Genomic DNA, 24,345 nt, shown 5'->3' with positions numbered 1-24,345 from the left:
CGACGAGACCACTCAGAAGCTGACGCTCGTCCTGTTCATGTCCGTCGCCGTGGTCACCCTGTTCACGGTGCTGCTGACGGCCCCGCAGCGGGACGAGATCAGCGAGTTCTACCTCGGCAACCGGGACATGTCGCCGTTGCGCAACGGGCTCGCCATGTGCGGTGACTACCTGTCGGCCGCGACGCTGCTGGGCAGTACCGGCATCGTCGCGCTGACCGGCTACGACGGTCTGCTCTATCTGGGCGGCACGGTGGTCGCCTGGATGATGGCGCTGTTCATGATCGCGGAACCGCTGCGCAACTCCGGCAAGTTCACGCTGGGCGACAACCTGGCGCTGCGGCTGTCGCAGGGACAGCGATCGGTCCGGCTGGCGCTCGTCCTGTGCACCCTGGTCGTCTGCCTGCTGTACCTGGTCGCCCAACTGGTGGGCAGCATCGCCCTGTTGGCGCAGTTCATCGGCACCCCGAGCGGGACGGTCCGCACCATGTGCGTGGTGGTCATCGGCTCCATGGTCGTCGTGTACGCGGCGATCGGCGGTATGCCGGGCGCCACGGTCATCCAGGTGGTCAAGGCCGTGATGCTGGTCGTCGGCGTGGGCGTCACCGCCATCCTGGTGCTCCACCACTTCAGCTGGAACATCGACAAGCTGCTGTCGACCGCCGCCGGCAACAGCGACCTGGGCGACCGCTTCCTCGGCCCCGGACTGCGATACGGCGGGACCACCACCAACAAGCTGGACTTCTTCAGCCTGCAACTGGCCATCGTGCTCGGTCTTGCCGCACTGCCGCACATCATGATGCGGCTGCTCGCCCCGCGCACCACGCGGGTGCTGCGCGGCTCGGTCGTATGGGCCGTGGGCCTGATCGGCTTCGTGTGTCTGATGGCGGGCGTGCTGGGCCTGGGCGCCACGGCGATCGTGGGCCGGGGGGAGATCGCGGGCGTCGACCCCAAGGGCGACGCCGCGGTGCTTCTGCTCGGGTACGAGCTCGGCGGCCCCATCCTCACCGCGCTCCTGTCCAGCCTGGCCTTCGTCACGCTGCTCGGAGTGGCCGGCGGACTCACCCTCGCCGGGGCCTCCTCGATCGCCCACGACCTCTACGGCGAGGTGATCCGCAAGGGGAAGGCGACGCAGGCGGAAGAGGTGATCGTCGCCCGGCTCGCCGCCGCCGCCATCGGTGTCATGGGCATGATGCTGGCGCTGCTGTCCTGGGGCACCAGCACCGCGACGCTGGCGTTCCTGGCCTTCGCGATCGCGGCGTCCGCCATTCTGCCGACGATCGTCTACAGCCTGTTCTGGCGGCGCTTCACCGCACGCGGCGCGCTGCTGAGCCTGTACGGCGGTCTGGCCTGCTCGGTGCTCCTGGTGGTGTTCTCCCCGATCGTCTCCTCCAGCCCCAACTCGATCTACCCCGATACCGACTTCGCCTGGTTCCCGCTGCAGAACCCCGGCATCGTGTCGATCCCGGCGGGCTTCCTGCTGGGCTGGCTCGGCTCCGTGCTGAGCAAGCCCCAGGAACCGCAGGTGTTCGAGGAGTTCGAGGTGCGCGCGCTGGTCGGCGCCGACGAGCGGTGAGCTGTCCGGAGGCCCCTGGCGGCCTCCGGACCGCACCGGCCCGCGGCGTTCAGCAGCTCGACTTGCCGGCGTAGATCGCGAGGGCCGTGTTGGCGCCGAGCGTGGCGGTGAACTGCCCACCGGAGTTCACCGTCACGGTCGTCCTGCTCTGCACATCGCAGTACGTCCCCGCCGGCAGCGACGTCTGATACGTCCGGCTCAGGCTGCCCGACTCGTGGTTGATGGCGACGTAGCCCTTGCTCCCCCGCCCGAAGGCGATCGCGTCGGCGCCGTTGTCCCACCAGTTGGTGACGGATTCACCGCGGGTGGCGTTGCGGAAGGCCACCATCGACTTGATCTCGGGCCAGTTGTGCTGACACTTCCAGCCGTCCTGCCAACAGGCGCCCACCGCACCGCCGTTCGGCGGACCCGCGTCCGTGTCGGTGAACTCGTAGCCGGAGTTGATGTCGGGGGCGCCGTAGGGCCAGGCCAGCATGAAGACGTTGGCCAGCGTGTAGTTGGCGCCGTCCTTGTAGTTCAGCGTGCTGCCGTTGCGCTCGGTGTCGTGGTTGTCGACGAAGACACCGGAGACACCGCTGCTCATATAGCCCCAGCCCTCGCCGTAGTTCTTCAGATAGGCGAGGTTCTCGTTGTTGAACACGCGCTTGAGGTCGTAGGCGTAGCGGAACTCCTGGACGTCCCCGTTTCCGGTGTACTCCGTCGGCTGCACGGCTTCTCCGCTGCCGTGGATGACCTCCTGCTTCCAGTACACCGACGGGTTGCTCAGCCGGGACTTGATATTGGCGAGGTCGGCGGCCGGCATGTGCTTGGCCGCGTCGATGCGGAAGCCGTCGACGCCGAGCGACAGCAGGTCGTTCATGTAGCCGGCGATCGCGCCGCGGACGTAGGACTCCCCGGTGTCCAGGTCGGCGAGGCCCACCAGTTCGCAGTGCTGGACGTTCCAGCGGTCCTGGTAGTTGGTGATCTGCCCGGTGCAGTCGTCGAAGTCGGGGGACGAGTACAGGCCGGGGTAGGTGTACTTCGTGTACGACGAGCCACCGGTGCCGGTGCCGCTGCCCGCCGACATGTGGTTGATGACCGTGTCGACGACGACCTTCACCCCGGCCGCGTGGCAGGCGCCGACCATGTTCTGGAAGGCAGCGCGGTCACCGAGCCGACCGGCGATCTTGTAGCTGACAGGCTGGTACGACGTCCACCACTGCGCCCCCTGTATGTGCTCGGCGGGCGGGGAGACCTGGACGTAGCCGTAGCCGGCGGGGCCGAGGGTGCTGGCGCACTCCCTGGCGACCGAGGCGAAGTTCCACTCGAACATCACCGCGGTGACATCCTTGGTGCCGGGCGGGGAGGCCTGCGCGGGGGTCACGGGGGCCATGACGGCCGCCGATGTGGCCGCGAGCACGGTCGCGGTGACGGACCATCTCGATATCACAGGCGTCAACTCCTTGCGATGACCGCCAGGCGTCGTTGCCGGGCGCGGGCGTGACGGTACCGCCGCGCAAGTTCTTCAGCAAGAGAGTTGAAACCCTTAGTAAGTTCTTTCATCCGCCACCACGAACGCCTTGCGGGGATGCCAGGAGAGAGGCATCCCCGCAAGGGACGGGCTGCTACGTGGGGGTCAGGTCGCCCACCTGTCGCAGAAGCTGGCGCTCACCCAGCGGTGCGAGCTGATGGAGTTGTTGGCCGAGGCGCCGCTGGTGAAGGTGTTGTCTCTGAGGTCTGAGGCGAAGTGCTCGCTGCGCCCCAGGCACGTGTAGCCGCCGGTCCAGCCCGTGCCGGTTCCGTTGTAGAACTTGACCTCGTAGTTGACGCCCTTGTTGAGGATGGACGACGCCTTGTTGGTGTCGCCGCCCTGGAAGCTCTGCGAGCTGTCGCCCCAGTTGGCGTCGTCGCCCTCGGCCTTGCCAAGGAACCCGACGCAGTCGAGACCGTCGTAGGCGTACATGTAGCCGGCCTCCGCGTCTCTGTAGCTCTGCTGGCAGATCGGGCCGGCGTGCGCGGCGGAGGCGGGGACGACGGCTCCTAGAGCAGCCATGGCCAGTACGGTCAGGGCGGCGGGTACTTTCCTCACTGATGTAACTCCTCGATCATCTGTTGGATGGGACTCCCCGCGGCCGTGACGCCACGGAAATCTTTGATGCGACACCTACCGGCTTTCGAGGTTCCCGGCCCGGGAAAGGGCGGACATCCTCATCTGCCGATAGGTCGCGAATTCTTCGGGGTACTCACGCAGCGTCTTATCTCTGTATTCGTCTTCGAGAGAACGTGCGGTCTTTCCCAGGGATGTTCTGCGAGCGCACTCGGCCTCGGCCACAGCCAATTTCACTTCGGCGCTCTGGGCCTGGGACGCATTCATCCCCTCGACCAGGGAGTCCCGTTTCTGGCGTATCTCGTCCGGGCTCTTGAAGGAGTGCCCCGACTCGTTCATGCATCGGGACCACGCCTTGACCGCGGTGACCAGGCGCTCGTCGCGGAGGATCCGCGGGACATACAGCGGGGTCAGCCCGGTCACGGTCTTCTTGACGCGGATCCAGGTCGGATAGTCGCCGTAGAGCCGCTCCCGCGCTTCGACGTAGCAGCCTCCGCGTGGCGTCCGGACGGTGCCACCGGCCGGCAGATCGACGGATATGGCGTCGCCGAAGTCGCCGTCCAGCGCCCGGGAGTAGCGGATGCGCTCCTGCTCAGGAAGCGAGTTGGGGTAGGTGACACTGGGATGGCTGCGGCGTACTTCCTCGGCCGCGATGTCGAAGGACCGTCCGTAGCCGTACTCGCGAGCCCAGTCGACGTCGTCCACCACGTACGCCCCGGCCTTGCGTTCCGCGATGCCCGCCACCGGCACCGGCCAATAGCGGTGACCCTGGCGCTCCATGCACTGCTCGACGAGCTTTTCCTCCGCGCGGTCGACCTCGACCTCTTCCGCGACGGTCAGGTCTCTGACCTGTTTTCCCGCCACGTCATCTTTGGAGTTTCCGCTCTCGGCCATGCAGCCGACCAGCAGGCAGGCGATAAAAGCAGCGGAAACCAGAACGGCGGATTTTTCCCTCACTCGACACGCCCCCCTCGGTGTCTTCCTTTCCGGTACGGAAGATTACGTGGCGGACCGCGGAAGGACATGTCACGTGAACGCGTGACAACGCTTCGGACACGCCCTCTGTCGGCCGCGCTCGCGTTCACGTAAGTTGGGAGCGGTCTCATCGGCGTACGGGGGAAACACTGTGAGGAATGCGGTCGAATCCGCTCCTGTCTTGGCGGAGGCGGAAATTCCTCTAATGGAGGCGGCGTGCTGACGCAGGGGCCCGCCCAACTTCAGCTGCGGCGCAAGTCCGCACGCCTGTCGGCTGTCCTGAGGGCAGCAAGTGCTGTCGGAGCGGCCGTGGTCGCCGTGGTCGGCTTCGCACCGCCCGCGCGCTCCGTCTGGGTGGCCGTCGCGGTCGTCGGACTCCTTCTGTGGAGCGGCCTGTTCATCGTGCTGATGTTCAGGCCGGAACCTCGTTCCTGGCTCTGTGCCGGTGACACCGCTGTCGTCGTGGTGCTCTGCCTGGCGCACGGCAACCTCGTCCCGGCCGAGGTCCTGGGAGCGAGCGCGGGCAGCGGATGGATCGACATGGTCGCCGGCAGCGGCATCTTCATCGCCCAGTTCGGTCTACGGCAGCCCCTGGCGATGGCGGCGGCGATCGCCATCGCGGCGGCTTACGCGGTGGGCGCCCCCGGCATCCGGGACGCCCCCCTGATCATGGTGCTCCAGGGACTGCTCGGCGCCACTGTCGTGTTCCTGCTGCGTCATGGAGCGCGCAGGGCGGACCTCGCGCTGTCCGAGGAGGCGGCGGCGCGCGCGGCAGCGCGGGCCCGGTCCGCCGCCCGCACCGACGAACTGGACCAGCAGCGACTGCTGCACGACACCGTGCTCGCCACGCTCACCATCGTGGGCACCGGCAGCATCACCCGTGACTCGGCCGCGCTGACGGACCGGGCCGCGGCCGACCTGGCCGTCATCGAAGACCTGCGGGCACACCCCGGCGTGGCACGCGACGTGGCGCACGAGCCGGCACCGCTGGATGTCGCGCTGCGCACCGTCGTACTGACGCACCGCGTCGGCCTCCCGTCCCTGGACATCGAGTTCGACGTGCCGCCGCTGGACCTTCCCCACGAGGTCGTGGAAGCCCTCTCGCAAGCGATCGCCGAGGCCCTGACCAACGTGGCCCAGCACGCGGACACCCGCGCTGCCCGGGTCACGGCCCGACGGACCGGGGAGGGCGTCACCGTCGAAGTCTGCGACAGCGGAGGCGGGTTCGACCCCGCGGCTGTTCCCTCCCACCGGCGCGGTCTGCGGGAGTCGGTCTACGGCCGGATGCGTGCCGTGGGCGGCAGCGCCCGGGCGGTCTCGTCCCCCGGCGCAGGCACCCGGGTCGTGCTGAGGTGGGAACCCTGACCGCCGGCGTCGCCAAGGGAATGGTCGCCACCCGTTTCGCCATGGCCGTCAATATCGGGCTGGTGGCGATCGTCGGCGTCTGGCACCTGGGTCTGGACACCCTGCTGGTACTCAGGGGCTGGCCGGTGTACGAGCCGCAGGCCGCCGCCGCGGGCTCCTGGCTGGCCCTCACGGTCATCCAGACGGTCGGGTCGGTCCTGCTGCTGCGTTCCGCGCTCAGCGGGCACACCGCGCGGTGGCTCGCGGGGGCGGCGCTGGTCTCCGGCGTCGTCGCCACCGCCACGTACCCGACGGGCGGGATGATCGGCGACGTGAGCTGGGCGTGGAACACCGTGGGCTGGTTCGGCGTGCTGCTTCTGACGCAGCGTCCGCTGTGGGAGCTGGTCGCCCTGCTCGGCGCCAACACGGCTGTCACGGTGGCCTTCCTGGCCGCCCACGACGCGCTCGACCATGTCATGGTCGCCCGTCTGCTGGCCGTGACATACACCACCGCCGGTGTCCAGTTGACCCTCGCGTATCTGGCACGGCAGCTCAACGACGGCGCGAGGGAGGCCACCGAGATCGCCGCCGGCCAGGCCGAACGTCTCGCCCGTGCGACCGCCGATGAGACCGTGCACGCCGAGCGCCAGCGCCGTTACGAGTCCCTGCGCAGCACAGTGGAACCGCTGCTGCGTGGTCTGGCGGAACATCGACTGGACCCGGGGGACACCGTCGTACGCCGACGTGCCGCCGTGGAGGCGGCACGCCTGCGGAGGCTGTTCGTGGAGACGGACGACACCCCGCACCCGCTCCTGCACGAACTGCGGGCCTGCGCCGACATCGCCGAGCGGCGTGGCGTACGTGTGACCCTGCTGAGCTACGGCGACCTGCCCGACCTGCCGACATCCGCCCGCCGAGAACTGGCGGAAGGGACCCTGCTGGTCCTGGCCACCGCCGCCACCCGGGCCCGGGTGACCGTGGTGACGACGCCCGAGGACGTCGTGGTGAGCGTGGTGGCCGATGCCCCGCCGCAGACGCTCGTCGAATCGCCGGGCCCGCTCACCGTGTCCGCCCAGTACGACCAGGAGGAGGATCAGCTGTGGTGGGAGACCCGATGGCCGCTACGACCGGCTCCCTGACCGTCGCCATCGTCGACGATCACCCTGTCGTCATCGAAGGCATCCAGACCTGGCTGTCCGAGGAGCCGCGTATCTCGGTGGGGCACACCGGCGAAACCACGGATGTGGCGCCCGGCGTCGCGGATGTCCTCATTCTCGATCTGAATCTGCACGGCAGACTCGTCATCGGCGACATCGCCACGCTGGCCGCCGCGGGCCAACGGGTCATCGCCTTCTCGCAGTTCACCGAGCAGCGGGTGGTCCTCGAATCGCTGGAGGCCGGAGCATGCGAGTTCGTCGCGAAGAACGAAGGACGGGCCCACCTGGTGAACGCGGTGCTGGCCGCGGCGGGCGACAGACCCTACGTCACGCCGACAGCCGCCGGGGTCCTGGTCGGTGACCGCGGCGCGAGCAGACCCAAGCTGTCCTCGCAGGAACGCACCGCGCTGCTGTGGTGGTTCCAGTCCATGTCGAAGGCTTCGGTCGCCCGGCGCATGGGCGTCTCGGTGCACACGGTGGACGTGTACATCCGTCGGGCACGAGTCAAGTACGCGCAGGTCGGCAGGACCGCACCGACCAAGGCGGACATGCTGGCCCGGGCGATCGAGGACGGCCTGGTGACGCCCGACGACATCACGGGCTACGAGTCGGCGGCGGTCAGCGGGAGTTGATGCCGCGACGTGTACGGTCGCGGCATCGAACGGCGATTCCCCTCAGGCCGTGGTCCACCACACCGTCGTGTCGGCCGGCACCTTCGCCTCGCCGTCCGCCTCCGTCACCTCACCGCTGGCGAGCAGCACGCGACCGTGCGCGGGCACCGTCACCGACTCAGCGCCGGTGTTGGCCACGCACACGAACTCCCCGCGCCGGAAGGCCAGGACGCCCTCGGGGGCGCGCAGCCACTCCACCGAGTCGCCCGCGCCCAGATCGGGCTGCTCGCGGCGGACGGCGAGCGCGGTGCGGTACAGCTCCAGCGTCGAGTCGGCGTCACCCGTCTGGGCCTCGATGCTCAACTCGCCCCATCCATCGGGCTGGGGCAGCCAGCTGTCGCCCGCGCCGAAGCCGTACGACGGCCCCGTACGCGTCCACGGGATCGGCACCCGGCACCCGTCGCGGAAGCCGTCCTGTCCGGCGCCCCGGAAGTACGCCGGGTCCTGGCGCACGTCGTCCGACAGGTCGACGACGTCCGGAAGGCCCAGCTCCTCGCCCTGGTAGACATACGCCGAACCGGGCAGCGCCAGCATCAGCAGCGTGGCGGCGCGAGCGCGGCGGAGGCCCAGTTCGCGGTCGCCCGCCGAGCGGATCTGCGTGCCGAGACCCGGGGGGTTGGCGAAGCGGGTCGCGTGGCGGGTCACGTCGTGGTTGGACAGCACCCACGTGGCGGGGGCGCCGACCGGGCGCATGGCCTCCAGCGTGCGGTCGATGACCGTACGCAGCTCCTCCGCGTCCCAACTCGTGCTCAGGTACTGGAAGTTGAAGGCCTGGTGCAGCTCGTCCGGCCGGACGTAGTTGGCGGTGCGCTCGACGGTCGGCGTCCAGGCTTCGGCGACGAAGATCCTCTCCCCCGCGTACTCGTCCAGGATCGTCCGCCACTGGCGGTAGATGTCATGCACCCCGTCCTGGTCGAAGAACGGCATGACATCGTTGCCCAGCAGCTTCAGTTGTTCGTGCGATCCCAGGTCAGGGAGGCCCTCCGCCTTCACCAGGCCGTGCGCCACGTCGATACGGAAGCCGTCGACGCCCATGTCCAGCCAGAACCGCAGGATCGAGCGGAACTCGTCCCCGACGGCCGGGTGCTCCCAGTTGAAGTCGGGCTGCTCCGGCGCGAAGAGATGCAGATACCACTCACCGTCGGGCACCCTCGTCCACGCGGGCCCACCGAAGATCGACTCCCAGTCATTGGGCGGGAGTTCGCCGTTCTCCCCCTTGCCCGGCCGGAAGTGGTACCGGTCCCGGAGCGGCGAACCCGCCCCCTCCGCGACCGCCCGCTTGAACCACTCGTGCTGGTCGGAGGAGTGATTGGGCACCAGGTCGACGATGATCCTGAGACCCAGCTCATGCGCGTCGCGGATCAGCGCGTCCGCATCGAGCAGATTGCCGAACATCGGGTCCACGGCCCGGTAATCGGCGACGTCGTAACCGGCGTCGGCCTGCGGCGAGGCATAAAAGGGGCTCAACCACACGGCATCGACCCCGAGGTCCCGCAGATACGGCAGCCGGGTTCGTACGCCTTCCAGATCCCCCATACCGTCGCCATTACTGTCGGCGAAACTGCGCGGATAGACCTGGTAGATCACCGCATCCCGCCACCAGTCGCTGCGCTTGGCTTTGGCGGAGTTGGGTGCCGGGGCGATGGCGGAGTGCTGCTGGGTCATGGCGTCCTTGGTATGTAACGGGGTTCTGGTCATGGGGAGTTGGTGACGAGGCGGCCGTGGTGTCAGCGGGGTCGGATAGACACCACGGCCGCCTCGGGTTTGGGTGCGGCACCGTTGGGGCTGGTCGCGCAGTTCCCCGCGCCCCTTTGGGGCGCGCTCGTGAACCGGCGTTCTAGCCCTTGGTTCCACCTGCCGTTAGACCGGTCACCAGGTTCTTCTGCACGAGGTAGAAGAACCCGGCGGCCGGTATCGCGATCAGCACAGCCGTCGCAGCCATCAGGTTCCGCTGCGCGTCATGCTCACTCACAAAGCTCTGCAACCCGACCGCCAGCGTGTACTTCGTGTCGGACAGCATGAACGTGGAGGCGAACGCGACCTCACCGAAAGCCGTGATGAAGCTGTAGAACGCGGCCACGGCCAGACCGGGCCTCGCGAGCGGCAGGATCAGCCGCGCGAACGTGCCGAAGGGGGTCAGCCCGTCGACGCGCCCGGCCTCGTCGATCTCGAACGGGATGGTGTCGAAGTAGCCCTTGAGCAGCCAAGCGCAGTACGGCACGGCCGTCGTCAAGTAGACGAGGATGAGGCCACCGTAGCTGTCGATGAGCTTCAGTTCCGCGAGGATCTGGTACATCGGCACCATGAGTACGGCTACCGGGAACATCTGGGTGACCAGTAGCACCCACATGAACTTCTTGTAGCCCGGGAAGCGCATCCGGGAGACCGCGTATCCGGTGGTGGCGGCGACGAACACACCGATCACGGTGGCACCCAGCGAGACGATCAGCGAACTCTTCAGCCAGTCGAAGAAGTTCGTGTCCGACAGGACGAACGAGTAGTTGTCGAACGTCATCTTCCCCCAGATCCCTCCGGGGTGCAGATAGTCGTCCTTGTCCGGGCCGAGGGAGAGGAAGACCAGCCAGGCGATCGGGAAGAGCGCGATCAGGCTCGCGGCGATCAGGATGCCGTGGGACGCGAGGGACGCGCCGGGCCCGCGCTCGCCGCGCCGGCGCACCTTGCGGGGCGCGCCGGACGCGGGCGGCTGATCGGCGGGAGCGGACGTCTTGACGGTCGTAGTGCTCATGGGGGCTCCTGCCTCAGATCGCGAGCTGCTGGTCATTGCGGTTCAGCCAGCGGCGGTAGAAGGAGGTGAAGACGATCAGGATGGCCAGCAGCAGCATGCCGTACGCCGCCGACTGCGCGAAGTCGCGCGGCTGCTGTCCGAAGCCGAGGTAGTAGGCCCAGGTGACGAGGATCTGGGCGTCCGGGGCCGTGTCGCCGAACAACAGGAAGATGATGGCGAACTGGTTGAAGGTCCAGATGATGCCGAGCAGTACGACGGTGGAGCTGACGGCCCTCAGGCCGGGCAGCGTGACGTACCGGAACCGCTGCCAGGGGGTGGCGCCGTCCATCTCCGCGGCCTCGTACAGCGTCGAGTCGATCGACTGCAGACCGCCCAGCAGCGAGACCATCATGAACGGCACCCCGCACCAGGTGTTGACCATGATCGCGGCGAACCGCTGCCAGAAGGTGTCCTCCAGCCACAGCGGCGTCGGCAGATGGAGCGTCTCCAGCGCGGAGTTGATGATGCCGCCGTCCGCGAGCATGAAGCGCCACCCGAAGACGGTGACGAAGGTCGGCACGGCCCAGGGCAGGACCAGGATCAGCCGGTAGAAGGTGCGGCCGCGCAGCTTCTGGTTGAGCAGCAGCGCCAGGCCCAGGCCGATGCAGTAGTGCAGGGCGACACAGGCCGCCGTCCAGAACACCGTCCAGATGAAGTGCGACCAGAAGCGGTCGTAGGCGGTCTCGCCCCACAGGATGTCGGCGTAGTTGTCGAAGCCGATGAACTTGTAGGTGGCCTCGATCTCGTTGACGCCGATCGTGCGACCGGTGTTGAGGCTGTTGGCGTCCGTGAGCGTCAGGTAGAACCCGTACGCGAGCGGATACAGCACGAGGACGCCGAGCACGATGATCACGGGGGCGATCATGGCGTAGGCGTACCAGTACTTCTGGTAGCTGTGCTTCAGGCGCTGGACGGCGACTGTCATGTTCGGCACTTTCTGGAGGCTCGAGGGTTACGACGCGCAGGCCGATGGCCGCCGGATCCCTCCCCCCATTTCAGGGGGATCCGACGGCCACTCGGGGTCACTTGCTGAAGTCCGGCACCAGCTTGGCGATCGCGGTCTCGGCGTTGCTCAGACCCTTGTCCAGGGACTCCTTGCCACCGGCGATCTTGGGCAGCTCGGTGTCCAGCGGGCCCCAGAGGGAGCTGTACTCGGGCAGCGCCGGGCGCGGCTGGGCGGCGGAGAGGACGCCCTGGTAGCCGGCGATGCCCGGGTCGGCCTTGACCTCGGCGGTGTAGGCGTCGTCGCGGGTCGGCAGCGTGGAGTTCTTCAGGGCCACGGCCTCCTGGGACTTCGCCGAGGTCATGAACTTCAGGAACTTCAGCGCGGCCTGCTGCTTCGCCTCGTCGGAGCCGGCGTACACGGAGAGGTTGTGCCCGCCGGTCGGGGCGCCCGCCTTGCCGCTGGAGCCGGCCGGGACGGTGGCGATGCCGAGGTTCTGCTTGTCCTTGAACGCGGAGCCCTTGTAGAAGTTGGTGATCTCCCACGGGCCCTGGACGATCGCGGCGACCTTGCCGTTGACGAACGCGTCCTGGATGTGGGCGTAGGCGTCGGCGGTGGTGTCGGCCTTGTGCAGGCCCTTGCCGTCGAAGAGGTCCAGCCAGGTGCCGTACGCCTTCTTGGCCTCGGCCGAGTTGACGGTGATCTTCTTGCCGTCGGCGTCGACGGTGTCGGTGCCCTCGCCGTAGAGGAAGGACTGGGCGTAGTAGGCCTGGGTGGAGCCCCAGTAGCCGTCGACGCCGGTCTTGTCCTTGATCGTGGCGGCGGCCTTCTTCAGGTCGTCCCAGGTCTTCGGGGCCTCGACGCCGGCCTTCTCGAAGAGTTCCTTGTTGTAGACCAGCGCGAGGGTGTCGGTGACGATCGGCACGCCGTACGTCTTGCCCTCGTACTTGGCCTGCTCGATCAGGCTGGGCTGGAACTTGCTCTCGTCGGCGAGGGCCTCGGTGCCGTCCAGCGGAAGGAAGTAGCCCTTCTTGGCGAAGGCGGGCGTCCAGCCGACCTCGGAGCGCAGCACGTCCGGGGCGCCGCTGGCACCGGCGGCGGTGTCGAACTTGTTCTGCGCCTGGTCGAAGGGGACGTTGACGTACTTGACCTTGACGTCCTTGTTGGCGGCCTCGAACTCCTTGACCAAGGCCTGGTACGTCGGCGCCTCATTCGTGGCGTTGGAGGTGTCCCACCAGGTGATGGTGACCGGACCGTCGGCCTTGTCTCCGCTGTCGCCATCTCCGCCGCAGGCCGTCGCCGCGAGGGCGAGGGACGCCACCAGCGCGGTGGCCGCTATGCCACGCCGCATGAGTTCTCCTTGAGGGTTAAAGCCCGTGTGGGTGGGCCCTGTCGCCACATTCCCGTCGTCCGCCGGAAGGGCGGGCCTCGCGGCGTCTGGTGCGTGCGATCGCAAGGCGCCGGAGCGCCCTCGTGGCGGAGCCACGTGGGCGGTTCGGCAACGCGGCGAGCGTGCGTGCCAGGCGTCGCGAGGCAGACGGGAATGTGGCGACAGGGCCCGCAGGAGGCGGTCCCGTCGTCCGTCCCTGCGACTTGCCGACTGCGCCGTTGCGGCGGCCGGGCGTCGAGAACGTAACAGCGATGTAAGCGGCGCGAAAGTCCTTGCAGCAAAAAAGTGCAAGACGTCTCTGAAGTTATCCGTACGTGACCCATCGTCGACCACTGTGAGACCGTTGTTCTGCGAGGTTGAGCGGGCACGGACGGTGCTGTGCAAGACTCTGCAAGCTCTTGCCGATCGTTTCCGAGGGGACGCCATGCCGCAGCAACCCGCACAGCGCCGGTCCACCGCCCGCGCCCGGCGTCCGATCGGTGTGCAAGGCGAGGGACGGCCGGTACAGTCCACTCCCGTGACCACACGGCTTGCCGACATCGCTGCTCAGGCGGGGGTGAGCGAAGCGACCGTCAGCCGCGTCCTCAACGGGAAGCCGGGCGTCGCCGCCACCACCCGCCAGTCCGTGCTGGCCGCACTGGACGTCCTCGGCTACGAACGTCCCGTGCGCCTGCGGCAGCGCAGCGAGGGCCTGGTGGGCCTGATCACCCCGGAGCTGGAGAACCCCATATTCCCGGCCCTGGCCCAGGTGATCGGCCAGGCGCTGACGCGGCAGGGCTACACACCGGTCCTGGCCACCCAGACCCCGGGCGGTTCGACGGAGGACGAGCTGACCGAGATGCTCGTCGACCGGGGCGTCGCCGGGATCATCTACGTCTCCGGACTGCACGCCGACACCACCGCCGACATGCAGCGCTACGAGCAGTTGCGCGCGCAGGGCGTGCCGTTCGTGCTCGTCGACGGCTTCTCCCCCAAGGTGCAGGCGCCGTTCATCTCGCCGGACGACCGGGCCGCGATGAACCTGGCGGTCACACATCTGGTGTCGCTCGGCCACACCCGGATCGGCCTCGCGCTCGGCCCGAAGCGGTTCGTGCCGGTCCAGCGGAAGATCGAGGGCTTCGTCCGCTCCGTACAGGACCAGCTCGGACTGGCCACGGACACGATCGAGACCGAGCTGGTCCAGCACTCCCTCTACACGCTGGAGGGCGGCCAGGCGGCGGCCACCGCGCTCATCGGCCGAAGCTGTACGGCGGTGGTGTGCGCCAGCGACATGATGGCGCTGGGCGCGATACGGGCGGCCCGGCAGCACAGTCTGGAAGTCCCCCGGGACATCTCGGTGGTGGGCTTCGACGACTCCCCGCTGATCGCCTTCACCGACCCGCCCCTGACGACGGTCCGCAAGCCGGTTCCGGCGATGGGGCAGGCGGCGGTGCGGACGTTGCTGGAGGAGATCGGGGGGACGCCCGCGCCGCACAGTGAGTTCGTGTTCATGCCGGAGCTGGTGGTGCGCGGTTCGACGGCTTCGGCGCCTGGTGAGCGGACCGGGGACCGGAGTCGTTCCTGAGTCGTCCCTGAGGCGGAGAACTTCCCTCTGCGCCAGTGCGCAGGGAGGAGGACGCGGCCTACCGTCGTCGTAGGACGTGCGGCCCGAACCCGACCAAGGGATGATCGGAGGGCGAGGGCTTTTCTGGCAGACTCTGTGCCCATGGGTGAGACGACCGTGACAACCGCCGAGGAAGGCCGCGAAGCGGCCGTTCCGCACCCTGTCACGGTCGAAACCAGGCCCGGTCCGCTGAGCAGGCTGCGCACCCCTCGGCGGCCCCGGCTGTGGTTCGAGATCCTTCTGATCGCGGTGAGTTACTGGACGTACTCACTGATCCGCAACGCCGTCCCGGAGCAAAAAGGACAGGCTCTGAGCAACGCCGACTGGCTCTGGCGGCTCGAGCAGGATCTCGGCCTCGCCGTCGAGGAATCCGTCAACCACGCGGTGAACTCGGTGACTTGGCTCATCGTCGGCATGAACTACTACTACGCGACACTGCACTTCGTGGTCACTCTGGGTGTCCTTGTGTGGCTGTTCCGCAGTCATCCCGGCCGCTATGCGGCGACCCGGATGGTGCTCTTCGCGACGACAGGTGTGGCCCTCGTCGGTTACTACCTGTATCCACTCGCCCCGCCGCGGCTCATGAACGGCCAGAGCTTCATCGACACGGTGATGGTCCACGACACCTGGGGTTCGATGGCCTCCGGCGACCTGAAGAACATGTCCAACCAGTACGCCGCGATGCCGTCGATGCACATCGGCTGGTCGGTCTGGTCCGGCCTGACGATCTTCGCGCTGGCCTCGGTCCCGTGGGTCCGTGTCCTGGGCCTGCTCTACCCGGTGGCCACGCTCATCGTGATCGTCGCCACCGCCAACCACTTCTGGCTGGACGCCGTCGGCGGCCTGATGTGCCTCGCCTTCGGCTACGCGGTGGCGCGGGTCTGGTACGGGACGTTGCCTTACTCGTTGCCGCGCGCTCTGCGGGAAGTGCGGCGATAGGCCGTCGATTGTCTGCGGGTCCGTTGTGGCTGGTCGCGCAGTTCCCCGCGCCGGCGTCAAGTCCGGTGCACCACGTGACCGCCGGTCACCGTCAGTCGTACCGGAGCCTGAGCCACCTCGTCCGCGGGAGCCGTCACCGGGTCCACGGACAAGGCCGTGAGGTCCGCCCGGAACCCCGGAGCAATGCGGCCCGCCGCGCCTGACTCCCCCGCCGCGAGCGCCGCATGCGTCGTGCAGCCCTCCAGCGCCTCGAGTCCCGTCAGGCCCGCCCGTGCCGAAGCGGCGCCCTTGGGGCTGCGTGCCGTCGCCAGGACTGTCCGTACGTCGTAGTGGGCGATCGGCCAGTCCGAGCCCAGGGCGACCGTCGCGCCCGCGTCGCGCAGATCGTGCAGGCGCCAGGCGTGAGCGGCACGGCCGGCGCCCAGGCGGCGGGACCACTCGTCGGTGCCGTCGGCACGGGTGTACGCGGTGTGCGGCGGCTGCATGGAGGCGGCCACCCCCAACCGCGCGAACCGTGGCAGCAGGTCGTCCGGGGCGGTCTCGATGTGCTCGACGCGGTGCCTGCCGTGCGCCTTGGGCCCCAGCGACGCGACCACGTCCAGCACGTGCCGCACGGCCGCGTCCCCGATGGCGTGCGTGGCGGTGCGCACGCCGGCCGTGTGCAGCTGCCGTACGGCGGCGGCGTACGCGTCCGGATCGGGCCAGAACGCGTCCGTCCCCTGCCCGTGGCAGTCCGCGTGCTCCAGCCACGCCGTGCCGCCCTCGACGGTCCCGTCCATGAAGAACTTGACCCCGTCGACCCGCCAGTGCCGCCCGCCCCGGCCCTGCGCGGCGACCAGCCCGGCCAGGTCGTCGGCGTCCGCCCCCGGCATGCACCAGGGCGCGAACCGCAGCCGCACCGGCAGCACGGTCTCCCCGGCCACCGCCCCGACCAGCTCGGGGTCCCCGGCGTCCATGACGTGCGCGCCGGTGAGCCCGGTCGCCGCCATCGCGGACAGCAGCTCCACGAGCCGCGCCCGCCGGACGTCGTACGACGCCCGGGGCATGACCTCGGCCACCAGATCCATCGCCGCATGCTCGACGAGGTGCCCGGTGGGCCGCCCGGCAAAGTCGCAGACCACCTCCGAGCGCTGCGTGAACGCGCGCGGTCCGGCCACCCCCGCGGCGGCCAGCGCCGCGCCGCTCACCAGGGCCGAGTGTCCGTCGTACAGCCGGAGGAAGGCGGGCGCGCCGCCGAGCACGTCCTCGACGAGGGACCGGTCGATGGACCGCCCCTCGAAGGCGTTGTGGTCGAGGCCGTAGCCGACGACCCAGCCGTCGATCCGCTCGGCGGACCCGAGCGCGGCCCGGAGGCCCGCCAGGTCGGCGACCCCGGAGAGGTCCACCCCCGTCGCCATGTCCAGCCCCCACACCGGGTGACTGTGCGCGTCCACCAGGCCGGGCACGAGGTGCGCGCCCTCCAGCCGTACGACCTCTGTTCCCGGCCCGCGCCAGTCCCGTACGTCGCTCTCGTCGCCCACCGCCGCGATCAGCCCGTCGCGTACGGCGACGGCGGTGGCGTAGGGACGGCCGGGGTCGAGAGTACGGATCTTGGCGCCGGCGAGGATGAGGTCGGCGGTGGGCATGGAGTGAACTCCCTTGTGGTTATGGGTCATGCAGAGGACGTCATGCAGAGGACGTCATGCAGAAGACTCGGACGGCTCGGCGGCGAAGTCGGCGTACACCTGCGGTCGTTGGCGGCGCAGCCACCATGCCAGTCCGAGGCCGATGACGAAGACCGTGGGCGAGAGGGCGATGAGGACAGTGTTCACCGTCGGGGAAGCGCCGGTGAACGCGTCGATGTGCGAGACGACGAGCCCTATGGCCGTCGCGAGCAGGAGAGCCGCGGTGACGGGGGCCACGACGGTCCGCAGGACGCCCTCCTGGTGGCTGATCCGGCGGAAGTAGCAGGGCACGGCGATCGCGGCGAGCAGCTGGAGGACGAACAGGCCGATCATTCCCGGGGTGTTCACCCACAGCAGCAGCTGCTGGTACGGGTCGGCGCCGGCGGCCCAGAAGCCGAGGACGACTACGGCGCCGAGGACGGTCTGCGCGGTTCCGGCGATGTACGGGGAGCGGTGGCGCGAGTGGACGCGGCCCAACTTGCTTGGCAGTACGCCCTCTTCGGAGAGAGCCAGCACGTAGCGGTTGATGGCGTTGTGGAAGGCGAGGAGGGAGGCGAGGACGCTGGTGACGATGAAGATGTGCATCAGGTCGGCCGCCCAGGCGCCGACGTAGGTGGTGATGGCGGAGAAGAAGAGTCCGCCGGGGTCCTTGGCAGCGGCTCCGATCACCTCCGCGTCGCCGAAGGCCTGGATGACGGTCCAGACGATGAACGCGTAGAAGAGGCCGAGGAATCCGACGGCGACGTAGGTCGCGCGCGGCACCGTGCGCTCCGGGTTCCGCGCCTCACGCCGGTAGATCACGGTCGACTCGAAGCCGGTGAACGCGGCGAACGCGAAGGCCAGGACGACGGCCGTACCGCCGACGAAGACGTTGCCGGGCGTGAAGGAGGCGCCGGACAGCCCGTGCGCACCGCCCTTGACCAGCACACCGCCCGCGAGCAGCACCAGGATGCCCGTCTCGGCGACGAGCAGGATGCCGAGCAGCTTGGCGCCGAAGTCGACGGAGCGGTAGCCGCCGTAGCCGACGAGGAGGAGACCGGCCAGGGCGATGGGCAGCCAGTGGACGTCGATGCCGAAGAGGGCCTGCGCGGTGTCCCGGCCGGCGGTGCCGAGGAGGCCGAAGACGCCGATCTCCATGCCGTTGTAGCCGATGAGGGCGAGCAGGGCGGCGCCGATGCCGGCGGGGCGGCCGAGACCGCGGGTGATGTACGCGTAGAAGGCGCCGCCGCTTTTGACGTGCCGGCTCATGGTGGTGAAGCCGACGGCGAAGACGGTGAGGGTGATGCCGGCGACGAGGTAGCCGACCGGGGCGCCGATGCCGCCGAGCAGGATCGCGAGCGGGGCGACGCCGGCCATGACGGTGAGCGGGGCGGCGGCGGAGACGACGAAGAAGGCGATGTCGGCGGTGCCGAGGGAACCGGAGCGGAGGCCGGCCGCGGCGGGCGGCGTCTTCGGCGTCTTCTCCGCGGGGGTGTCGGAGGCGGTCACGGACATGGGGAAGCCCTTCGAGCGGCGGACAGAGCGATACTCGGAGCGGACGGAGCACCGTTAACCTAAAGGCTTTCGGTTTTGGGAATGTAACCTCTCGTTTGCCGTCCGGGAAGACCTGGATCCCCATCGCAAGGAGACCGCCGACCATGGCACGCCCCCGCACACCGCTCCTCGACCGCGAGCGCATCACCACGACGGCGCTTCAACTGGTCGACGAGCAGGGCGATTTCAGCGTGCCGCAGATCGCCAGGCGGCTCGGCGTGCAGACCGGCTCGGTGTATCACCATGTGGACGGCCGGGACGGCATCGTGGAACTGCTGCGCGAGCGGGTCGCGTCCGTGATCGACCCCGGGACGCTGTCCCGGACGCCCTGGGACACGGCGCTGGAGGCCTGGGCGCGCTCCTACCGCGCCGCGTTCGCCGCGCACCCGAAGGCGATCCCGCTGCTGATGACGTCACCGGTGCGGGCGCCGCGCGTGCTGGAGCAGTACGAGCGGGCGGTGACGCTGCTTCTGGACGCCGGGTTCGCCCCCGCCGACGTCATGCCGCTCCTCGTCGCCCTGGAGAACCTGGTCCTGGGCTCGGCACTCGACCTCGCGGCCCCGGAGACCATGTGGGAACTGACGCCGGACGCGCCGACGCCCCGGCTGGCTCAGGCGCTGGCGGCGGCGGGAGAAGGGCGGACGGACCGGGCGTTCGAGCTGGGGCTGGAGGGGTTGATGACTCACGCGCGTGCGCTGAGGGTGCACGCGAAGCAGAGCTGAGGCTCTACGCCCCGTAGAACAGCTCCTCCACCACACCCCGCGCCCGTCGCGCCGTACGCCGGTACGCGTCGAGCATGTCGCCGACGTGTCCCGGCCCGTACCCCAAGTACCGCCCCACGGCGGCCAGTTCACGCCCGTGCGACGGGAACGTATCTCCCGCTCGCCCGCGCACCAGCATCACCGCGTTCCGCACCCGCGTCGCCAGCACCCACGCCTCGTCCAGGGTGGCCGCGTCCTCGCCGGAGATGAGTCCGGCGGCGCAGGCGGCGGCGAGGGCTTCGCGGGTGCGCGTGGTGCGCAGGCCCGGCTCGGCCCAGCCGTGGTGCAACTGGAAGAGCTGGACGGTCCATTCGACGTCGGAGAGCCCGCCCGGCCCGAGCTTGGTGTGCAGCTTCGGGTCGGCGCCGCGCGGCATCCGCTCGGACTCCATACGGGCCTTCAGGCGCCGGATCTCCCGGACGGCATCGTCGCCGAGTCCCTCCGCCGGATACCGCAGCGGGTCGATCAGCTCGATGAAGCGCCGCCCCAAGTCCTCGTCACCGGCCACGACTTCGGCCCGCAGCAGTGCCTGTGACTCCCAGACCAGGGACCAGCGGCGGTAGTAGGCCTCGTACGACTTCAACGACCGTACGAGCGGCCCGGACTTGCCCTCCGGACGCAGGTCCGCGTCGATCAGCAGCGGCGGGTCGGCGCTCGGGATCTGCAGCAGTCGCCGCATCTCGGAGACGACCTTGCTCGCGGCGTCCGCGGCCACCCGCTCCTCGACGCCTTCCCGCGGCTCATGCACGAACAGGACGTCCGCGTCGGAGCCGTAGCCGAGTTCGTGCCCGCCGAAGCGGCCCATGCCGATGATCGCGAACCGGGTGGGCAGTTCCTCGCCCCAGCCCTCGCGGACGACGGCGCGCAGGGTGCCGGCGAGGGTGGCGGCCGTGAGGTCGGAGATCGCGCCGCCGACCCGGTCCACCAGGGCGCCCTGGTCGGCCTCGGCGGGCTGGGTCTCGGTGCCGTACGAACCGACGATGTCGGCGGCGGCCGTACGGAACAGCTCGCGGCGACGGACGCCGCGGGCCGCCGTGACCGCCTGGACGGCGCCGCCGGCACGGCCGACCGCGGCGAGGATCTCCTGCTCCAGATGGGCGTGGGAGCGGGGGACGAGGCCGCCGCCGTCACCGTCGCCGAGCAGCGCCACCGCTTCCGGCGCGCGCATCAGCAGGTCGGGTGCAAGACGGCCGGCGGACAGCACACGGGCGAGATTCTCGGCCGCGGCGCCCTCGTCCCGCAGCAGCCGCAGATACCAGGGCGTCTTGCCCAACGCGTCCGACACCTTGCGGAAGTTGAGCAGTCCCGCGTCCGGGTCGGCGGAGTCGGCGAACCAGCCGAGCAGCACGGGCAGCAGCGTGCGCTGGATCGCGGCCTTCCGGCTGACGCCCGAGGCCAGCGCCTCCAGGTGGCGCAGGGCGGAGGCCGGGTCGGCGTAGCCGAGGGCGACCATGCGTTCGCGGGCCGCTTCTGGGCTCAACCGGGCTTCGCCGGGGGCGAGTTGGGCGACGGCGTCGAGCAGGGGCCGGTAGAAGAGCTTCTCGTGCAGCCGTCGTACGACACTGCTGTGCCGCTTCCACTCGCGGTTCAGCTCCGCGACCGGATCGGTGCGCAGGCCCAGCGAGCGGCCGATGCGGCGCTGGTCGGCCTCGTCATGGGGGACGAGGTGGGTGCGGCGCAGCCGGTAGAGCTGGATGCGGTGCTCCATGGTGCGCAGGAAGCGGTACGCACTGTCGAGCTGGACGGCGTCGGCGCGACCGACGTACCCGCCGGCGGCGAGCGCCTGGAGGGCGTCCAGGGTCGTACCACTGCGAAGAGAGGCGTCGGCACGCCCGTGCACCAACTGCAGCAGCTGTACGGCGAATTCGACGTCCCGCAGCCCGCCCGGACCGAGCTTCAGCTCCCGGTCGACCTCGGCGACCGGGATGTTCTCGACGACCCGGCGGCGCATCTTCTGCACGTCGGGGACGAAGTTCTCGCGCTCGGCGGCCTTCCAGACGAGGGGTTCGAGCGCGGTGACGTACTCGTCGCCGAGCTCGATGTCGCCGGCCACCGGGCGGGCCTTGAGCAGCGCCTGGAACTCCCAGGTCTTGGCCCAGCGCTGGTAGTAGGCGAGGTGGCTGCTCAGCGTGCGCACCAGCGGACCGTTTCTGCCCTCGGGCCGCAGATTGGCGTCCACCGGCCAGATCGAGCCCTCGACGGTGGTCTCGGAGCAGATCCGCATCATGTGCGAGGCGAGCTTGGTGGCGGAGCGCAGCGCCTTGCCCTCGTCGGCCCCCTCGGCCGCCTCCCCCACGAAGATCACATCGACGTCGGACACGTAGTTCAGCTCATGTCCGCCGCACTTGCCCATCGCGATCACCGCGAGCCGGCACGAAGCGGCGTCGTCGGGCGCGGCGGCGCGGGCGATGGCGAGGGCGGCGCGCAGGGTCGCGGTGGCCAGGTCGGCGAGCTCGGCGGCGGTCTCGGCGACATCGGTGGTGCCGCACACGTCACGGGCGGCGATGGACAGCAGACAGCGCCGGTAGGCGACGCGCAGGGCGACCGGGTCGCCGGCCTCGGCGAGACCGCGCTCGAACTCCGCCACCCCGGGGTGCAGGTCGCGCGGCTCGTACGTGACCAGCGCCTGCCAGTCCTTGGGGTGCCGGGCGAGGTGGTCGGCGAGCGCGGCGGAGGCCCCGAGGACACCGAGCAGCCGGTCCCGCAGCGGCTTGGCCGCTATCACCGTGTCGAGCAGCTCGCGCTGCGCCAGGGGGCCGGGCTGCACCTCCAGCAGCCGCACCAGACCGTGCAGCGCGAGATCCGGGTCGGCGGTCGCGCCCAGCGCCTCAAGGAGCACCGGATCGTTCCGCATCGGCGCCAGCTCCACGCTGTCCAGGAGCCGCTCGGCGGCCGAGGGATCGGTGAAACCGTGCCGCAGCAGCCGAGTGAAGGTACTGCTCCTGCGCCCCGGCGCCGTCATGCCCCGCCTCCTGTCGGATCAAGGTCGTACGCGCTTGAGCCTAACCGCAGAGCCTGGGAGAAGCGCCGATGAGTTCTGCCGCCGGGCACGGTCTGCCCTGTGGAGAGACATACGAGGCCGTACGGCGGCTGGAGGCAGCTCATGACCGACACCACCCCGCAGACCCGACTGGACACCCGCTACAGCGAGGAAACGGCGACCGCGACCCCATGGCCGGAGGCGGAGAAGCAGCTCACCGAGGCCGAGCTGTTCTGGATCTCGACCGTACGACCGGACGGGCGCCCGCACGTCACGCCGCTGCCCGCGGTCTGGGCGCACGGCGCGCTGCACTTCTGCACCGGCCCCGAGGAGCGCAAGGCCCGCAACCTGGCCGAGAACCCGCACGTCGTCCTCACCACGGGCACGAACACCTGGAACAAGGGGTACGACCTCGTGGTCGAGGGCGAGGCGCGGCGGGTCACGGACGACGCGGCGCTGCGCGAACTCGCGGCCCTCTGGGAGACGAAATACGGCCCCTTCTGGCACTTCGAGGTACGGAACGGCAGCTTCCACCACGGAGCGGGACACGCTTACGTCTTTTCGGTGGCGCCGGTCACCGTTTTCGGCTTCGGTAAGGGGGAGCCGTTCAGCCAGACCCGCTGGCGGTTCGTCTGACGTGTCAACGGCGACCTGGAGGACCAGCGATGCAGTACACGCTCGAAGTGATCCCGCTGCCCGTGAGCGACATCGACCGAGCCCGCGACTTCTACCGCGACAAGGTCGGCTTCCACGTCGACATCGACCAGGAGGTCATGCCGGGCATGCGCATCGTCCAGCTGACCCCGCCGGGCTCGGGCTGTTCTGTGGCCCTCGGCGACAGCATCTGGGACATGACCAAGGGCGAGACCAAGCCCGAACCCGGCTCCTACCAGGGCCTCCAACTGTGCGTCGCCGACATCAAGGCCGCCCACGCCGAGCTCCTCGAACGCGGCCTCGACGTCACCGAGCCGACCCAGTACTCCCCCGACGACGGCGCGACGTTCATGTACTTCACGGACCCGGACGGGAATGGGTGGTCGATCCAGGAGTACCGGGTGAGGGCGACGGAGCCGCTGCACCAGGTGCTGACGGAACAGGCGAAGAAGGGCCAGCAGTAACGCGCCCCTTCAGGGGCGCGGGGCTCTGACATGTGCGGCTCCGCCGCGTGGGTCAGAGATCGTCCGGGAGGATCCGGAAGTGGGTGTGCCTGCCGCCCATCGGTCGTACGGCCCGGAAGTCGCGGAGATCCCGCGTGAGGATCACGTCCGTGCCGTACTCGGCGGCGAGCGCCACGTTCACCGCGTCCACCAGGTCGAGGTCGAGCGCCGCGTAGCGCGCCCGGACGGACAGGGCGGCGTCGAGGATCTCCGGGGTGGCCGGCGCCAGGACCAGCCGCATCTGCCGCACGCGTGCGGTGAGCGATCGGAGGATGCCATCAGCCGCGGCTCGCCCGGCGCGGCTGGTGGCGACCTGGTGCACCTCGGTCAGGGCCAGCGGGGTGGCGACGAGGAAGCCGCACTGGTCCGCCGCTTTCCTGGCCGCCTCGTGGTCCGGGTCGGAACGGTTGAAGAGCGTGAGGATTCCGGAGGTGTCGGCGACGGCGATCAAGCCGCGTGCCCCCCGTTCCGGCGTTCCCGAGCCTCGTAGCCCTCGGTCACCGCCGCTCGGATGTCGTCACCGGTGACCGGCCCACCCAGGTCGAAGGTCTCCTCATCAGAGACGAACGGCTCATCCCAGACGCGGTGCGCCAAGGCGATGCGGTGGATGCCCTCGCGAATTATCTCGGCCTCGGAGACGCCCAAGCGGGCGGCGGCGTCCTTGATGAGGGCGAGGTCGCTGTCGTCGGCGTAGACGTTGGTTCGCTTCAGGGCCATATCTCCAAAGTACAGGATGTGTACCACCCGGGCGCGGGGCTGGTGCGGCGTGGTGGGGCGTGGGTGT

20 protein-coding genes and 1 pseudogene are annotated in these 24,345 nt (G+C 69.5%); 9 read left to right on the top strand and 12 right to left on the bottom strand.

Annotated features, from left to right (window positions below; translation table 11 throughout):
• Nucleotides 1-37: 37 nt before the first annotated feature.
• Entirely contained in the window at nt 38-1,573 is a 1,536-nt protein-coding gene (locus OG828_RS35330; RefSeq protein WP_328505001.1) for a solute symporter family protein, read from the top strand.
• A 49-nt stretch (nt 1,574-1,622) separates the two neighbouring features.
• Here the strand turns inward: OG828_RS35330 and OG828_RS35325 are convergent, their stop codons facing one another.
• The 3 genes from OG828_RS35325 to OG828_RS35315 form a co-directional block, all read right to left on the bottom strand.
• Nucleotides 1,623-2,945 carry an alpha-amylase gene (locus OG828_RS35325; protein WP_328505000.1) on the bottom strand — a complete coding sequence of 441 codons (1,323 nt, stop codon included), beginning with the start codon at nt 2,943-2,945 and terminating at the stop codon, nt 1,623-1,625.
• Nucleotides 2,946-3,188: 243 nt separating this feature from the next.
• Nucleotides 3,189-3,641 carry a hypothetical protein gene (locus OG828_RS35320; RefSeq protein ID WP_328503471.1) on the bottom strand — a complete coding sequence of 151 codons (453 nt, stop codon included), beginning with the start codon at nt 3,639-3,641 and terminating at the stop codon, nt 3,189-3,191.
• 75 nt (nt 3,642-3,716) lie between these two features.
• A complete protein-coding gene (locus OG828_RS35315) occupies nt 3,717-4,616 on the bottom strand; it encodes a hypothetical protein (RefSeq protein ID WP_328503470.1) in 900 nt (299 codons plus the stop codon).
• A gap of 234 nt (nt 4,617-4,850) precedes the next feature.
• Between OG828_RS35315 and OG828_RS35310 the strand changes: the two genes are divergently transcribed.
• The 3 genes from OG828_RS35310 to OG828_RS35300 are packed head-to-tail and all read left to right on the top strand — an operon-like array spanning nt 4,851 to nt 7,767.
• Nucleotides 4,851-5,999, top strand: coding sequence for a sensor histidine kinase (locus tag OG828_RS35310; RefSeq protein WP_328365924.1), 1,149 nt, complete (start codon nt 4,851-4,853; stop codon nt 5,997-5,999).
• Nucleotides 5,987-7,117: a hypothetical protein gene (locus OG828_RS35305; RefSeq protein WP_328503469.1), complete on the top strand. Its 1,131-nt coding sequence runs from the start codon at nt 5,987-5,989 to the stop codon at nt 7,115-7,117. The genes OG828_RS35310 and OG828_RS35305 overlap by 13 nt, the downstream gene beginning before the upstream one ends.
• Nucleotides 7,093-7,767: a response regulator gene (locus OG828_RS35300; protein WP_328365919.1), complete on the top strand. Its 675-nt coding sequence runs from the start codon at nt 7,093-7,095 to the stop codon at nt 7,765-7,767. The genes OG828_RS35305 and OG828_RS35300 overlap by 25 nt, the downstream gene beginning before the upstream one ends.
• A gap of 42 nt (nt 7,768-7,809) precedes the next feature.
• Here the strand turns inward: OG828_RS35300 and OG828_RS35295 are convergent, their stop codons facing one another.
• From OG828_RS35295 to OG828_RS35280, 4 genes and pseudogenes are all read right to left on the bottom strand, one after another.
• Complete coding sequence (locus OG828_RS35295; RefSeq protein WP_328503468.1) at nt 7,810-9,471, bottom strand: glycoside hydrolase family 13 protein; 1,662 nt, start codon at nt 9,469-9,471, stop codon at nt 7,810-7,812.
• 172 nt (nt 9,472-9,643) lie between these two features.
• Entirely contained in the window at nt 9,644-10,552 is a 909-nt protein-coding gene (locus tag OG828_RS35290; RefSeq protein ID WP_328441037.1) for a sugar ABC transporter permease, read from the bottom strand.
• A gap of 13 nt (nt 10,553-10,565) precedes the next feature.
• Nucleotides 10,566-11,498, bottom strand: a pseudogene (locus tag OG828_RS35285) (carbohydrate ABC transporter permease); the annotation flags it as partial.
• 115 nt (nt 11,499-11,613) lie between these two features.
• Entirely contained in the window at nt 11,614-12,885 is a 1,272-nt protein-coding gene (locus OG828_RS35280) for an extracellular solute-binding protein (protein ID WP_328503467.1), read from the bottom strand.
• A gap of 556 nt (nt 12,886-13,441) precedes the next feature.
• Here OG828_RS35280 and OG828_RS35275 point away from each other — a divergent pair.
• A complete protein-coding gene (locus tag OG828_RS35275) occupies nt 13,442-14,488 on the top strand; it encodes a LacI family DNA-binding transcriptional regulator (protein WP_328503466.1) in 1,047 nt (348 codons plus the stop codon).
• A 141-nt stretch (nt 14,489-14,629) separates the two neighbouring features.
• The gene (locus OG828_RS35270) at nt 14,630-15,466 is read left to right on the top strand and encodes a phosphatase PAP2 family protein (RefSeq protein ID WP_328441035.1); all 837 of its coding nucleotides are present in this window, start codon (nt 14,630-14,632) and stop codon (nt 15,464-15,466) included.
• 56 nt (nt 15,467-15,522) lie between these two features.
• Here the strand turns inward: OG828_RS35270 and OG828_RS35265 are convergent, their stop codons facing one another.
• Both OG828_RS35265 and OG828_RS35260 read right to left on the bottom strand, forming a co-directional pair.
• Nucleotides 15,523-17,091, bottom strand: a complete 1,569-nt coding sequence (locus tag OG828_RS35265) for an amidohydrolase (protein ID WP_328503465.1) — start codon at nt 17,089-17,091, stop codon at nt 15,523-15,525.
• 54 nt (nt 17,092-17,145) lie between these two features.
• Nucleotides 17,146-18,624: an APC family permease gene (locus OG828_RS35260; protein ID WP_328503464.1), complete on the bottom strand. Its 1,479-nt coding sequence runs from the start codon at nt 18,622-18,624 to the stop codon at nt 17,146-17,148.
• Between the two features lie 143 nt (nt 18,625-18,767).
• On the opposite strand from OG828_RS35260, the gene OG828_RS35255 reads away from it, so the two are divergent.
• Nucleotides 18,768-19,385: a TetR/AcrR family transcriptional regulator gene (locus OG828_RS35255; RefSeq protein ID WP_328365898.1), complete on the top strand. Its 618-nt coding sequence runs from the start codon at nt 18,768-18,770 to the stop codon at nt 19,383-19,385.
• 4 nt (nt 19,386-19,389) lie between these two features.
• On the opposite strand, the gene OG828_RS35250 is transcribed toward OG828_RS35255, so the two are convergent.
• A complete protein-coding gene (locus OG828_RS35250) occupies nt 19,390-22,386 on the bottom strand; it encodes a bifunctional [glutamine synthetase] adenylyltransferase/[glutamine synthetase]-adenylyl-L-tyrosine phosphorylase (RefSeq protein WP_328503463.1) in 2,997 nt (998 codons plus the stop codon).
• Between the two features lie 141 nt (nt 22,387-22,527).
• On the opposite strand from OG828_RS35250, the gene OG828_RS35245 reads away from it, so the two are divergent.
• Nucleotides 22,528-23,040: a pyridoxamine 5'-phosphate oxidase family protein gene (locus OG828_RS35245; RefSeq protein WP_328503462.1), complete on the top strand. Its 513-nt coding sequence runs from the start codon at nt 22,528-22,530 to the stop codon at nt 23,038-23,040.
• 29 nt (nt 23,041-23,069) lie between these two features.
• On the top strand, nt 23,070-23,522 hold the full coding sequence (locus OG828_RS35240; protein WP_328365891.1) for a VOC family protein: 453 nt from the start codon (nt 23,070-23,072) through the stop codon (nt 23,520-23,522).
• A gap of 52 nt (nt 23,523-23,574) precedes the next feature.
• On the opposite strand, the gene OG828_RS35235 is transcribed toward OG828_RS35240, so the two are convergent.
• Nucleotides 23,575-24,012 (bottom strand): type II toxin-antitoxin system VapC family toxin, encoded by a 438-nt coding sequence (locus OG828_RS35235; protein WP_328365889.1) that lies wholly within the window; start codon nt 24,010-24,012, stop codon nt 23,575-23,577.
• Nucleotides 24,009-24,278 carry a CopG family transcriptional regulator gene (locus OG828_RS35230; RefSeq protein ID WP_328365887.1) on the bottom strand — a complete coding sequence of 90 codons (270 nt, stop codon included), beginning with the start codon at nt 24,276-24,278 and terminating at the stop codon, nt 24,009-24,011. The genes OG828_RS35235 and OG828_RS35230 overlap by 4 nt, the downstream gene beginning before the upstream one ends.
• Nucleotides 24,279-24,345: the final 67 nt, after the last annotated feature.

This window comes from Streptomyces sp. NBC_00457, assembly GCF_036014015.1.
Taxonomy (GTDB): domain Bacteria; phylum Actinomycetota; class Actinomycetes; order Streptomycetales; family Streptomycetaceae; genus Streptomyces.
This window is presented reverse-complemented; position numbering and strand designations above follow the sequence as displayed.